Annotated in this window: 12 protein-coding genes; 10 read left to right on the forward strand and 2 right to left on the reverse strand. The window is 51.0% G+C overall.

All coding sequences use genetic code 11. The features are described from left to right. Positions 1 to 12: 12 nt before the first annotated feature. The 4 genes from motA to dinB all read left to right on the forward strand — a co-directional run bounded on the left by motA (position 13) and on the right by dinB (position 3,697). Complete coding sequence (gene motA / locus FOB24_RS06770) at positions 13 to 876, forward strand: flagellar motor stator protein MotA (RefSeq protein WP_006685923.1); 864 nt, start codon at positions 13 to 15, stop codon at positions 874 to 876. A 2-nt stretch (positions 877 to 878) separates the two neighbouring features. Beyond that, a complete protein-coding gene (gene lafU, locus FOB24_RS06775) occupies positions 879 to 1,877 on the forward strand; it encodes a putative lateral flagellar export/assembly protein LafU (protein WP_121528631.1) in 999 nt (332 codons plus the stop codon). Between the two features lie 56 nt (positions 1,878 to 1,933). Continuing rightward, on the forward strand, positions 1,934 to 2,575 hold the full coding sequence (locus FOB24_RS06780; RefSeq protein WP_150344693.1) for a DNA primase: 642 nt from the start codon (positions 1,934 to 1,936) through the stop codon (positions 2,573 to 2,575). 66 nt (positions 2,576 to 2,641) lie between these two features. Then, positions 2,642 to 3,697, forward strand: coding sequence for a DNA polymerase IV (gene dinB, locus FOB24_RS06785; RefSeq protein WP_150344694.1), 1,056 nt, complete (start codon positions 2,642 to 2,644; stop codon positions 3,695 to 3,697). A gap of 102 nt (positions 3,698 to 3,799) precedes the next feature. Here dinB and pepD read toward each other — a convergent pair whose 3' ends face one another. After that, positions 3,800 to 5,257, reverse strand: a complete 1,458-nt coding sequence (pepD, locus tag FOB24_RS06790) for a cytosol nonspecific dipeptidase (protein WP_150344695.1) — start codon at positions 5,255 to 5,257, stop codon at positions 3,800 to 3,802. Positions 5,258 to 5,517: 260 nt separating this feature from the next. Between pepD and gpt the strand changes: the two genes are divergently transcribed. From gpt to crl, 3 genes are all read left to right on the forward strand, one after another. Then, the gene (gpt, locus tag FOB24_RS06795) at positions 5,518 to 5,976 is read left to right on the forward strand and encodes a xanthine phosphoribosyltransferase (RefSeq protein ID WP_038637683.1); all 459 of its coding nucleotides are present in this window, start codon (positions 5,518 to 5,520) and stop codon (positions 5,974 to 5,976) included. A gap of 100 nt (positions 5,977 to 6,076) precedes the next feature. Beyond that, positions 6,077 to 7,321: an esterase FrsA gene (gene frsA, locus FOB24_RS06800; protein ID WP_038637686.1), complete on the forward strand. Its 1,245-nt coding sequence runs from the start codon at positions 6,077 to 6,079 to the stop codon at positions 7,319 to 7,321. Between the two features lie 57 nt (positions 7,322 to 7,378). After that, positions 7,379 to 7,780, forward strand: a complete 402-nt coding sequence (crl, locus tag FOB24_RS06805; RefSeq protein WP_061383058.1) for a sigma factor-binding protein Crl — start codon at positions 7,379 to 7,381, stop codon at positions 7,778 to 7,780. A 56-nt stretch (positions 7,781 to 7,836) separates the two neighbouring features. Here the strand turns inward: crl and phoE are convergent, their stop codons facing one another. After that, positions 7,837 to 8,892 (reverse strand): phosphoporin PhoE, encoded by a 1,056-nt coding sequence (gene phoE / locus FOB24_RS06810; protein ID WP_042310379.1) that lies wholly within the window; start codon positions 8,890 to 8,892, stop codon positions 7,837 to 7,839. A 289-nt stretch (positions 8,893 to 9,181) separates the two neighbouring features. Between phoE and proB the strand changes: the two genes are divergently transcribed. The 3 genes from proB (at position 9,182) to FOB24_RS06825 (ending at position 12,545) form a co-directional block, all read left to right on the forward strand. Beyond that, complete coding sequence (gene proB, locus FOB24_RS06815; protein ID WP_003031373.1) at positions 9,182 to 10,285, forward strand: glutamate 5-kinase; 1,104 nt, start codon at positions 9,182 to 9,184, stop codon at positions 10,283 to 10,285. A gap of 11 nt (positions 10,286 to 10,296) precedes the next feature. Then, the gene (gene proA / locus FOB24_RS06820; RefSeq protein ID WP_069323871.1) at positions 10,297 to 11,547 is read left to right on the forward strand and encodes a glutamate-5-semialdehyde dehydrogenase; all 1,251 of its coding nucleotides are present in this window, start codon (positions 10,297 to 10,299) and stop codon (positions 11,545 to 11,547) included. 278 nt (positions 11,548 to 11,825) lie between these two features. Then, entirely contained in the window at positions 11,826 to 12,545 is a 720-nt protein-coding gene (locus FOB24_RS06825; RefSeq protein ID WP_137351130.1) for a Crp/Fnr family transcriptional regulator, read from the forward strand. The last annotated feature ends 363 nt before the right edge of the window (positions 12,546 to 12,908 follow it).

Consider the following 12,908-nt stretch of genomic DNA (forward strand, 5'->3'; position numbering starts at 1 on the left):
GCGGAGGACGTAATGCAAAAGATTTTTGGCTTATTAGTGGTTTTGGGCTGCGTATTTGGCGGCTACTTTGAGGCTGGTGGGCAGTTAATAGCTATTTGGCAGCCAGCAGAAATTATTATTATCGTTGGTGCCGGCCTGGGAGCGATGATTATTGGGAACCCGGTACATGTGCTGAAAGAGATCGCCCATCAGATCAAAGGGGTGATCAGTAAAAAGAAAATGGGACCGGAATTTCAGCGTCAGCTACTGATGTGCCTGTATGAGCTGCTGGAAATGGTGCAGAACGGTGGTCTGCGTATGCTGGATCAGCATATCGAACAGCCGGAAGAAAGTACCATTTTCCAGAAATACCCGCTGGTGCTGACTCAGAAGCGACTGGTGACATTTATCGCCGATAACTTCCGTCTGATGGCGATGGGTAAAATCGATGCCCATGAACTGGAAGGGATCCTCGATCAGGAACTGGATACCGCTGAAGAGTCTTTGTTAACCCCTTCGCGCTCTTTGCAGCGTACCGCCGAGGCGATGCCTGGATTCGGTATTTGTGCTGCGGTATTGGGCATTATCATCACCATGCAGTCTATTGATGGCTCCATTGCGCTTATCGGTTTGAAAGTGGCGGCGGCGTTGGTGGGGACATTCTTAGGGGTATTCATCTGTTATTGCCTGATGGACCCGCTGGCAAACGCCATGGAACAGCAGGCGCGGGCAGAGCATTCGCTGCTCGAATGCGTTCGTACCGTGCTGGTGGCGCAAGCGGGCGGTAAACCGACGCTACTGGCGGTCGATGCTGGCCGTAAACTTCTCCATCTGGCCTCTAAACCCACTTTCGCCAATCTGGATGCGTGGGTTAATGCGATGCTGGAGCAGGAATAAGCATGAGGAAGGGGCCAAATCGTCGCGATCGCGGCGCGAAAACCACCATTATCCGCCGACAAATTAAAAAGAACCATGCAGGTCATCATGGCGGGGCGTGGAAGGTCGCCTTTGCTGACTTTACGCTGGCGATGATGGCGCTGTTTATGACGCTGTGGATTGTGAACAGCGTCAGCAAGGCTGACCGCGAAAATATCGTGGCGGCGCTGCATGGCCAGTCAATCTTTAACGGTGGCGGTATGGCGCCGTTAAACAAGCTGGGCAAACTGCCGATAGCGCCAGGCGCGCAGAAGAAAAACGTCACGCGCAACAAGCTTGATAAAACCGAGAATCCACAGGAGACGGCGAGGATCACGGAAGAGAACGCTAAAAAGGCGCTGGATGTGAATGAGAAAACGGCGTTACTGAAACAAAAATCAGCCCAGGAGTTAGGCGAGCTGGCGACCGACATTAACGTCATTGCCCGCAAGGCGCATATGGAGACCAACCTTGAGATGGAGATTGTTCCTCAGGGGTTGCGCGTACTGATTAAAGATGATCAGAACCGTAATATGTTCGAACGCGGTAGCGCCAAAATTATGCCGTTCTTTAAATCGCTGCTGGTTGAGCTGGCCCCCGTGTTTGACTCGCTGGACAATAAGATCATCATCACCGGGCATACGGACGCGATGAGCTATAAGAGTAACATTTACAACAACTGGAACCTGTCAGGCGACCGCGCATTGTCTGCTCGACGCGTACTGGAAGATGCCGGAATGCCGCAGAATAAAGTTATGCAGGTCAGCGCAATGGCCGACCAAATGCTGCTGGATGCGAAAAATCCGGAAAGCGCCGGCAACCGTCGCATTGAGATCATGGTATTAACGCAAAGCGCTTCCGATACGCTGTATCAATATTTTGGCCAACACGGCGAGAAGGTCGTACAACCGCTGATTGATAAGCTGGACAAACAAAAGCAGGTGACTTCTTTACGTCAACATTCTGCTCCCGTCACTCATTAATTTGACTCCCGGTCCTCCACGCAACGTGGGGGCAAATTATCCCGCAGGAAGGCAATGTGATAGATGTAACCCATATTATTCCATTGGATATTCATACTGATAACGTCACGGATGTGGCCTGTCAGGGCGCGCATTTCGACCAGATTTCAGGGATCTGGTACACCGAACCTCATGAGCTAAACGGGGGGCTTCGTGACTATGTCTACAACACCGATAGTTTTAACATCGTCGCGCCGTACTATCTGGTAATTACCTCGAAGATGCACTGCTGGAACTGCCACCAGCTCACTCATATTCACGGAGTGATGTTTACCCGGTTTATTAGAAAAGATCATGATGGCCAAGGCTGGCAATCTATTCGACGGAATACCTTTCTGTTTCATATTAATTCTCTGCCTGAAGAGATAAAAAAGAACATTAAGGCCAGCAATTACTATCTGGATAAAAGTAAAACCACCGGGCTACGTTACTGGATGAATCATTGTGAAATTTGTGGAGAGCGTCTGGGTGACTATGAGCTTTTCTGCGTGGAAAATGATGCATTTCGCCTGATGACGATCGAAAAATTGCTGCGGGCAAAGATTCGCAAAGTGAATAAGCTTTTTGTCAGTACGGCGGGTAATCCCGCAGAACATAAGACCACGGACATCGTACGTTACCTGTGCGATGCGCGCTTTGTCATGAATGGTCCAGCGTAAGGCATAATCAGACTTCTCACACCATAAAAATACTGTATACTTAAACAGTATTGTGGGAGGCGAGTCATGCGCAAAATCATACATGTTGATATGGACTGTTTTTTCGCGGCGGTGGAAATGCGTGATAATCCAGCCCTGCGCGACATTCCCATTGCTATCGGCGGCAGTCGTGAACGCCGGGGCGTTATCAGCACGGCCAATTATCCGGCGCGTAAATTTGGCGTGCGTAGCGCAATGCCGACCGGAATGGCGTTAAAACTGTGCCCGCATCTCACGTTATTGCCTGGTCGATACGAGGCTTACAAAGAAGCCTCCCGCCAGATTCAGGCGATCTTCTCCCGTTATACCTCGCTGATCGAACCTCTTTCGCTGGACGAAGCCTATCTGGATGTGACCGACAGTGCTCACTGTCACGGTTCCGCCACGCTGATAGCGCAGGAGATCCGCCAGACGATTTTCAACGAGCTACAGTTAACCGCCTCCGCCGGGATTGCGCCGGTTAAGTTTCTGGCAAAAATAGCCTCCGATCTCAATAAGCCCAACGGGCAATATGTCATTACCCCCGCTGATGTTCCCGAATTTCTCAGAACGTTGCCGCTAGGGAAAATACCCGGCGTAGGCAAAGTTTCTGCCGCTAAGCTGGAAGCGATGGGATTGCGTACTTGCGAGGATGTTCAAAAATACGACCTGGCCATGTTGCTCAAACGTTTTGGTAAGTTTGGTCGCGTGTTGTGGGAACGCAGCCAGGGCATTGATGAGCGGGATGTCAACAACGACAGACTGCGCAAATCTGTCGGCGTTGAGCGTACGCTGGCAGAAGATATTCATGAATGGGCTGAATGTGAGGAGATTATTGAGCGGCTATATCCCGAACTGGAACGACGTCTGGCAAAGGTAAAACCGGATCTGTTGATCGCCCGGCAGGGAATTAAACTCAAGTTTAATGATTTTCAGCAAACCTCGCAGGAGCACGTCTGGCCGCGCTTAAGCAAAGATGACTTAATTGCGACAGCGCGCAAAACCTGGGATGAACGTCGGGGCGGGCGGGGCGTAAGGCTGGTGGGATTACACGTCACGCTGCTTGATCCACAGCTGGAAAGGCAACTGCTGCTGGGAATTTGACTCTGATGTATTGCCGGATGGCTGCGTAACCGCCTTATCCGGCCTACAAATCAGCGCGTAGGCCGGATAAGCGTAGCGCTATCCGGCATTTATTACAGAGACTTACTTCGCCGGAATCGACTTCAACAGTTCAGTCAGCAGCGTCCAGTAGTTACCGACGCTTTCAATATGAACCTGCTCATCCGGGGAGTGCGGACCGGTGATAGTTGGCCCGATGGAAACCATGTCCATATCCGGATATGGTTTCTTGAACAGTCCACATTCCAGACCGGCGTGGATAATCTGGATGTTCGGCGTTTTGTTGAACAGACGCTGATAGGTTTCGCGAACCAGGTGCATAACCGGAGAGTTAGCATCCGGCTGCCAGCCAGGATACGCGCCTTTGGCTTCGGTTTTGGCACCGGCGAGCTTGCCCAGTGAATCCAGCATGCTTACCACGTAGTCTTTACCGCTGTCGATCAGCGAGCGAACCAGGCAGTGGATCTGTACATTATCGTCAGTCATGGTCACGACACCGACGTTCAGGGAGGTTTCCACCACGCCTTTCGCCACGTCGGAATTGCGGATCACGCCGTTCGGGGTGGCGTTCAGCAGACGAACAAAGCTATCGCGAGACTGCGTGGTCAGGGCGGCTTTATCGTTGGCGACAGCATCCAGAAGCAGAGCCAGATTCTTCTCTTTGGCTTCCAGTTCGTTTTTCAGGATGTCCTGGTAAGTGTTAACCAGTGCTTTTAACGCATCAACTTTATCTGCGGCCACGGCGAGGGTCGCAAAGGCTTCACGCGGGATCGCGTTACGCAGCGTACCGCCGTTGAAATCGACCAGACGCAGATCCAGCTCTTCAGCGTGACCCGCCAGGAAGCGTACCAGCAGCTTGTTAGCGTTACCGAGACCAACGTGGATTTCACCGCCGGAGTGACCGCCTTTCAGACCTTTTAAGGTCAGCTTAAAGCTCTGGAAACCAGCCGGAACCGCCTCACGGGACAGCGGCAGGTTTGAGGTAAAGTCGATACCCCCTGCGCAACCCATGTAGATCTCACCTTCTTCTTCAGAGTCGGTGTTGATCAGGATATCTGCCTGCAGCCAGTTTGCCTGCAAACCGAACGCGCCATCCATACCCGCTTCTTCGGTCATGGTCAGCAACACTTCCAGCGGACCGTGTACCACATTGTCATCCGCCAGTACGGCCAGCGCGGACGCCATACCGATACCGTTATCCGCGCCCAGCGTGGTGCCACGGGCTTTCACCCATTCGCCATCAATATAAGGCTGGATAGGATCTTTGGTGAAGTCGTGCACGGTGTCGTTGTTTTTCTGCGGAACCATATCCAGGTGCGCCTGCAGAACCACCGGTTTGCGGTTTTCCATGCCTGCAGTGGCAGGTTTGCGAATCAGGATATTACCGACCTGGTCGCGCTCGACGTGAAAACCTTTCTCCTGGGCCCAGCTCAGAATGTGTTCAGCGAGCTGCTCTTCATGGTAGGACGGGTGAGGAATAGAACAGATTTTGGCAAAAATATCCCACAGCGGTTGCGGGGATAACTGAGACAGTTCAGACACGTTGAGTCTCCTTGGCGGTGTCCTACAAAACTTGCTTGCAGTCCACGGGGTTAGCTGAATTAAAAACACCACAAGTCAGGCTTGCGCGATGCGATTGAGAATACCACTTTCTCCGCCGACGGCTAGCATAAAGCATGCAAAAAGAGGCGCGGATTCCGCGAAACACTGGTTTTTAGTGCGTCAGATCTCTATAATCTCGCGCAACCTGATTCACCCTCAATTATTAATTAGCCGTAGATACACAGGCTGGGACACTTCACATGAGCGAAAAATACGTCGTCACCTGGGACATGTTGCAGATCCATGCACGTAAACTGGCAAGCCGCTTGATGCCTTCTGAACAATGGAAAGGCATTATTGCCGTTAGCCGTGGTGGTCTGGTGCCGGGCGCATTGCTGGCGCGTGAATTGGGTATTCGTCATGTCGATACCGTATGCATCTCCAGCTACGATCACGACAACCAGCGCGAGCTGAAAGTGCTTAAGCGTGCTGAAGGCGACGGTGAAGGTTTTATCGTCATCGACGACCTGGTTGACACCGGCGGCACCGCGGTTGCGATCCGCGAAATGTATCCTAAAGCGCATTTCGTCACTATTTTCGCTAAGCCGGCAGGTCGTCCGCTGGTAAATGATTATATTGTTGATATCCCTCAGGATACCTGGATTGAGCAGCCGTGGGATATGGGCGTAGTGTTTGTCCCGCCGATCTCTGGTCGCTAATCAACAGCGCTTTCAACGCCTGGCTTTGCCGGGCGTTGTTCTTTATTAATCCCCATCAGGTTACACTATGCCTTAATGAGTATTCATGGAGGCTGCAAGAATGTCACAAGCTAACCTCAGCGAAGTCCTGTTCAAACCCCGCTTCAAACACCCTGAAACGTCTACGCTGGTTCGTCGTTTTAATCACGGCGCGCAGCCGTCCGTACAATCTGCCCTGGATGGCAAAACAATCCCGCACTGGTATCGCATGGTGAATCGTCTGATGTGGATCTGGCGCGGCATCGATCCGCGTGAAATCCTCGAAGTACAGGCGCGTATCGTGATGAGCGAAGCCGAACGTACGGATAAAGAGCTCTACGATACGGTCATTGGCTATCGTGGCGGGAACTGGATCTATGAGTGGGCAAAGCAGGCGATGGAATGGCAACAGAAAGCGTCTATGGAGGAGGATCCGCAGTTGAGTGGTCGCCACTGGCTGCATGCCTCTACGCTGTACAACATTGCTGCTTATCCGCACCTGAAAGGCGATGAGCTGGCAGAGCAGGCGCAGGCTCTGGCTAATCGCGCCTATGAAGAAGCCGCTCAACGGCTGCCGGGCACGCTGCGTGAGATGGAGTTTGCGGTCGCTGGCGGCGCGCCGATAACCGGCTTCCTGCATATGCCAAAAGGCGATGGTCCGTTCCCGACGGTACTGATGTGCGGCGGTCTCGATTCCATGCAAACGGACTACTACACGCTGTATGAGCGCTACTTTGCTCCGCGCGGTATTGCCATGTTGACGCTGGATATGCCGTCGGTCGGATTCTCATCAAAATGGAAACTGACTCAGGATTCCAGCCTGCTGCATCAGCATGTATTAAAGGCGCTGCCTAATGTCCCGTGGGTGGATCACACCCGCGTGGCGGCCTTCGGTTTCCGTTTTGGCGCTAACGTAGCGGTACGCCTGGCGTATCTGGAGTCGTCACGGCTGAAGGCGGTGGCCTGCCTGGGACCGGTTGTGCATGCGCTGCTGAGTGACCCGCAGCGTCAGGCAAGCGTCCCGGAAATGTATCTTGACGTTCTGGCCAGCCGCCTGGGGATGCACGACGCTTCCGATGAAGCGCTGCGCGTTGAGCTTAATCGCTATTCATTAAAAGTGCAGGGACTGCTCGGTCGACGTTGCCCGACGCCAATGCTGTCGGGCTTCTGGAAAAACGACCCGTTTAGCCCGGAAGAGGAGTCGCGTTTAATCACCTCGTCATCTTCTGACGGTAAGCTGCTGGAGATTCCATTCAATCCGGTGTATCGCAATTTTGACAAAGGACTGCAAGAAATAACCAAGTGGATCAATCAGAGATTGTGTTAAAAGTTTGCTAAATTTTATCGATTTGGTAAAACAGGAGCTTCACCTAAGGAGATCGTAATGACGTTACCGAGTGGGCATCCGAAAAGTAGATTGATCAAGAAATTCACCGCGCTTGGCCCGTACATCCGGGAAGGACAGTGCGAAGATAATCGCTTTTTTTTCGATTGTTTGGCTGTTTGCGTCAACGTGAAACCCGCCCCTGAGAAACGCGAGTTCTGGGGCTGGTGGATGGAGCTTGAGGCGCAGGAAAAACGCTTTACTTACAGCTATCAGTTTGGTTTGTTTGATAAAGATGGCAACTGGACGGCGGTGCCGGTGAAAGAGACTGAAGTGGTAGAGCGACTGGAATACACCTTACGTGAGTTTCATGAAAAATTACGTGGGTTGTTAACGTCGCTGGATTTGGCGCTGGAGCCTGCTGACGATTTTAAAGATGAGCCGGTTAAATTAACCGCATAATGAACAGTAAAATGCCGGATGGCGGCGCAACCCCATCCGGCATTTTTTATCCTAAATCAGAACTGATAAACCATACCGACGGCAACGATATCATCATCGTTGATGCCCAGTTTATTGTCGCTATCCAGCTGGTTGATTTTATAATCGACAAACGCGGACATATTTTTGTTGAAATAATACGTGGCGCCAACGTCGATATAATTCACTAGATCCTCATTGCCGACGCCTTCAATATCTTTACCTTTTGACAGCACATAACCCAGTGACGGACGCAGACCAAAGTCAAATTGGTATTGAACAACCGCTTCGAAGTTCTGCGTTTTATTGGCGAAGCCGCCGGAAATCGGCGTCATATTGCGCGTTTCAGAATAGAACGTCGCAATATAGATATCGTTAGCATCATATTTTAAACCCGTTGCCCAGGCTTCTGCTTTATCGCCCGTACCGCGAGTTTGCAGATTCTGCTGATTGGTACGATCGGAGTTGGTATAAGCGCCGCTTACGGCGAAATCGCTACCGCCAAAGTCATAGGTAACGGATGTACCAAAACCATCGCCGTTCTGTTTTTTCACATCGCGGTCCTGGTTTTTACCCTGATATTGCAGGGTGAGATCCAGGCCATCTACGACGCCGAAGAAATCGGTGTTACGGTAAGTCGCCAGGCCGCTGGCGCGTTTGGTCATAAAGTTATCGGTCTGTGCAGAAGAATCGCCGCCGAACTCCGGGAACATATCAGTCCACGCTTCTACATCGTACAGCGCGCCCAGGTTACGACCATAATCAAACGAGCCAAGATTTTTTAATTTCAGACCGGCAAAGGCCAGACGTGTTTTTTGCTGGTTGGAATCACTTTCAGCTTTATTGCCTGCGAACTCTGCTTCCCAGCGACCATAACCCGTCAGTTCATCATTAATTTGCGTTTCGCCCTTAAAGCCTAAACGGATATAGCTTTGGTCGCCGTCCTTGCTGTCATAATCCGTCATGTAATGCATGGCTTTAACTTTGCCATACAGATCCAGTTTATTACCGTTCTTGTTATACACTTCAGCTGCCTGTACGGATGCCGACGCCACAATCCCCATCACCACTAATGCCAGAGTGCTCTTTTTCATTTTCATTCCTGATTAAAAGTACGCGCTAATATTCACTGGGTGTGATCCCCGTTAAAAGACAGGAAGGTTTTTAACGTCTGGCAATGAACGTTTTATGACAAAGTAAGAATATTTTTAAAAAAGAGTGTTTTTATGTTTCTGTAATAAATGCGTCAAAATCTGCCGCTACGCTTGCTGATCCTGCGCAATAAAATTTCATGCTTTGTGCGCTGGCTGTTGGCAACCGGGGCCAGTCCTGCTAAAACGTTCGTTTGATATCATTTTCCCCAATTTTGAATGGCAGAGAATCATGAGTGACAGCCAGACGCTGGTGGTAAAACTTGGCACCAGTGTGTTAACGGGCGGATCGCGCCGCCTGAACCGCGCCCATATCGTAGAACTGGTTCGCCAGTGCGCGCAGCTTCATGCCGCAGGGCATCGTATTGTTATCGTTACCTCAGGCGCGATCGCCGCCGGGCGTGAGCATCTTGGTTACCCTGAGCTTCCGGCGACGATAGCCTCGAAACAGCTGTTGGCGGCGGTAGGGCAGAGCCGATTGATTCAACTGTGGGAACAGCTGTTCTCTATTTACGGTATCCATATCGGGCAGATGCTGCTGACGCGTGCGGATATGGAAGACCGTGAGCGCTTTCTCAATGCCCGCGATACGTTACGCGCGCTGCTGGACAACAACATCGTTCCTGTCATCAATGAGAATGACGCGGTGGCGACCGCCGAAATTAAAGTCGGCGATAATGACAATCTCTCGGCGCTGGCGGCAATTCTGGCCGGAGCCGATAAGCTACTGTTGCTGACCGATCAGCAGGGACTTTTCACCGCCGATCCGCGCACCAATCCGCAGGCGGAGCTGATCAAAGACGTTCACGGTATTGACGATGCGTTGCGCGCCATTGCCGGCGACAGCGTTTCTGGCCTGGGAACAGGCGGTATGGGCACAAAATTGCAGGCCGCTGATGTCGCGTGTCGCGCTGGGATCGACACCATCATTGCCGCAGGCAGCAAGCCAGGCGTGATTGGCGATGTGATGGAAGGCGTTTCCGTTGGAACGCGTTTTCATGCTCAGGCCTCTCCACTGGAAAACCGTAAACGCTGGATTTTCGGCGCGCCGCCTGCCGGGGAAATTACCGTTGATGAGGGCGCGACCGCAGCGATTCTGGAACGTGGCAGTTCATTACTGCCAAAAGGCATTAAAAGCGTGACAGGCAACTTTTCTCGTGGTGAAGTGATTCGTATCTGCAATCTCGAAGGGCGCGATATCGCCCACGGCGTGACCCGCTATAACAGCGACGCGCTCCGCCGTATTGCCGGACACCACTCACAGCAGATTGACACCATCCTCGGCTATGAATACGGCCCGGTTGCTGTCCATCGCGACGACATGATTACCCGTTAAGGAACAGGCATATGCTGGAACAAATGGGCATTGCTGCCAAAGCTGCGTCATACAAGCTGGCGCTGCTCTCCAGCCGCGAAAAAAATCGCGTGCTGGAAAAAATAGCCGATGAGCTGGAAGCGCAAATGGAAAGTATCCTTAGCGCTAACAAGCAGGATGTAGAACAGGCGCGTGAAAATGGTCTGAGCGAAGCAATGCTCGACCGCCTGGCATTGACCCCTGCGCGTCTGAAAGCGATTGCTGACGACGTGCGTCAGGTGTGTAATCTTGCTGACCCTGTCGGGCAGGTGATTGACGGGGGCCTGCTGGATAGCGGACTGCGTCTTGAGCGTCGTCGCGTCCCGTTGGGCGTGATTGGCGTGATTTATGAAGCGCGTCCTAACGTTACCGTTGATGTTGCCTCCCTGTGCCTGAAAACCGGTAATGCGGCGATCCTGCGCGGCGGGAAAGAGACTTACCGGACTAACGCTGCGACCGTGGCGGTGATCCAAAAGGCGCTGGAAGCCTGCGGTTTACCCGCAGCAGCGGTGCAGTCAATCGACAATCCGGATCGCGCGCTGGTCGCTGAAATGCTGCGTATGGATAAGTACATCGATATGCTGATCCCGCGCGGTGGCGCGGGCCTGCACAAGCTGTGCCGTGAGCAGTCGACTATCCCGGTCATCACCGGCGGCATTGGCGTGTGTCATATTTATGTGGATGATTCTGCTGAAATCGCGCCAGCGCTGAAGATTATCGTCAATGCCAAAACCCAGCGTCCGAGCACCTGCAATACCGTGGAGACCTTGCTGGTGCATCAGGATATCGCTGAGCGTTTCCTGCCTGCGTTAAGCGACAAGATGGCGGAAAGCGGTGTTACGCTGCACGGCGACGAAATCGTGATGCAGGTACTGCATGGCCCGGCCAAACTGGTGCCGCTGAAACCGGAAGAGCTCGATAACGAGTTTCTGTCTTTGGATCTGAATGTTGTGGTGGTCGAAAATATGGATGGCGCTATCGCGCACATTCGCGAACATGGCACCCAGCACTCCGACGCTATCCTGACGCGCACGCTCAGCAACGCCAACCGTTTCGTGAATGAAGTTGATTCTTCTGCCGTATACGTGAATGCTTCCACCCGTTTTACCGATGGCGCCCAGTTTGGACTGGGGGCTGAAGTGGCGGTGAGTACGCAAAAACTGCACGCGCGTGGCCCAATGGGACTGGAAGCACTGACCACATACAAGTGGATTGGCTTCGGAGATGATACCATTCGCGCGTAATTGAAACCGGGTGATGCAAAACAGGCGTTTGATTCGCAAGGCCAGTAATGCATCGCCCGGTTTGTTTTAACCTTCTTCGCCATACCCGCGTTCGTTTTAGCTCTGCGTTTTTAATCATCCGCAGCAGACTATATTTATTCATATTCTCGTTTGTGCCAGAAAGTAAGCCAGCACAGAATTTTCCCTGTCTGGAATGAATTTTCCTGGTCTGTGGTTCACGTATTGTTCCCCACGCTTGTTCTATTAGAATCAGTCTCATTTTTATGAGGAGTTGTTGCGTGAAATCGGATATTCACAAACTTAGTATTCCTGTTGTGCCGCTCGGCAATCCGTTCCCACCCCGCCATTGTTCGCTGTGTCCAAAGGGAGCTGCTATTGATCGTGATAATGAGTACAAGTTAATAGACAAAAGAAGGAAGTTTAAAGCCGGTGAGATTCTCGCTCGGCAGGATGAAGCCGCAGAGATGCTTTTTGTGATTCATGAGGGGTATTGCAAGTCCAGCGTGGAATGTGGCGATAACGTTTTTATCAGCCGCTTTTATGTTCCAGGGGATATCATGGCGCTGGATGCTGTCGAAGGGAGAACGTATCTGACCACCATCAGGGCTGCAACGACTGCGGAAGTTTGCCATATCGACATCGCGCGGTTGTTCAAGGTCGCAGAGAAGGATCCTTCAGTTGCCGCAGCAGTCATCAAGTTTCTGTGCAGAGATAATGGGTTCATTGTTGAGAAATTGCGGCGTTATGCAAATAAACACGCGGAGGCCAGAATCGCCGCTTTCCTGGTGGAGTTTTACGAGATGCATTTGCGTATTGGCAGACCGGAAACGACGCTTCGATTGCCTTTTTCCCGGGAAGAAATTGCCAGTTATCTCGATCTTAAAATTGAAACCGTCAGCCGTTCATTAAAATCACTCGAACAACAAGATTTGATTACCTTACATCGTGTACGTACGGTAACACTTAATAGTTATCTCGGTTTGAAAAGCTTCATCTAATTCTCGCTTTTATGAATATGATTTTTTTCTTGCAATACCAGGAATATTCTTTTTATATGGAAAATTCCTGGTTTTATTTGTGTGAAATAATTATCAATTCGAGTATTAATCCTCCAGATTTTTGCTTTGTTTATAAGAATATTCCCCTTCAAACGAAAGTTTCATGAGAATTTTCTTGTGAAGATGAAAATTTATCAAAGTTGTAACAAATAGTCAGCATTTTAGAAAAGATATAAATATTTTAATTATCTTTATGTTTTGTAAGGATTTTATTAGGGTTTTATTTGTATGACCTTTTTGATATTTATCAAAAACATAAAAAAGATGAATTGTTTGGTTCGACTTATTTGTGTGGTTAATAAT

The sequence above is a fragment of the Citrobacter werkmanii genome (genome assembly GCF_008693645.1).
GTDB classification, from domain to species: domain Bacteria; phylum Pseudomonadota; class Gammaproteobacteria; order Enterobacterales; family Enterobacteriaceae; genus Citrobacter; species Citrobacter werkmanii.

What these genes read in the sequence shown, in the direction of transcription:
- motA (WP_006685923.1), top strand. Translation starts at nt 13, where the DNA reads ATGCAAAAGATTTTTGGCTTATTAGTGGTTTTGGGCTGCGTATTTGGC.
- lafU (WP_121528631.1), top strand. Translation starts at nt 879, where the DNA reads ATGAGGAAGGGGCCAAATCGTCGCGATCGCGGCGCGAAAACCACCATT.
- dinB (WP_150344694.1), top strand. Translation starts at nt 2,642, where the DNA reads ATGCGCAAAATCATACATGTTGATATGGACTGTTTTTTCGCGGCGGTG.
- gpt (WP_038637683.1), top strand. Translation starts at nt 5,518, where the DNA reads ATGAGCGAAAAATACGTCGTCACCTGGGACATGTTGCAGATCCATGCA.
- frsA (WP_038637686.1), top strand. Translation starts at nt 6,077, where the DNA reads ATGTCACAAGCTAACCTCAGCGAAGTCCTGTTCAAACCCCGCTTCAAA.
- crl (WP_061383058.1), top strand. Translation starts at nt 7,379, where the DNA reads ATGACGTTACCGAGTGGGCATCCGAAAAGTAGATTGATCAAGAAATTC.
- phoE (WP_042310379.1), bottom strand. Translation starts at nt 8,892, where the DNA reads ATGAAAAAGAGCACTCTGGCATTAGTGGTGATGGGGATTGTGGCGTCG.
- proB (WP_003031373.1), top strand. Translation starts at nt 9,182, where the DNA reads ATGAGTGACAGCCAGACGCTGGTGGTAAAACTTGGCACCAGTGTGTTA.
- proA (WP_069323871.1), top strand. Translation starts at nt 10,297, where the DNA reads ATGCTGGAACAAATGGGCATTGCTGCCAAAGCTGCGTCATACAAGCTG.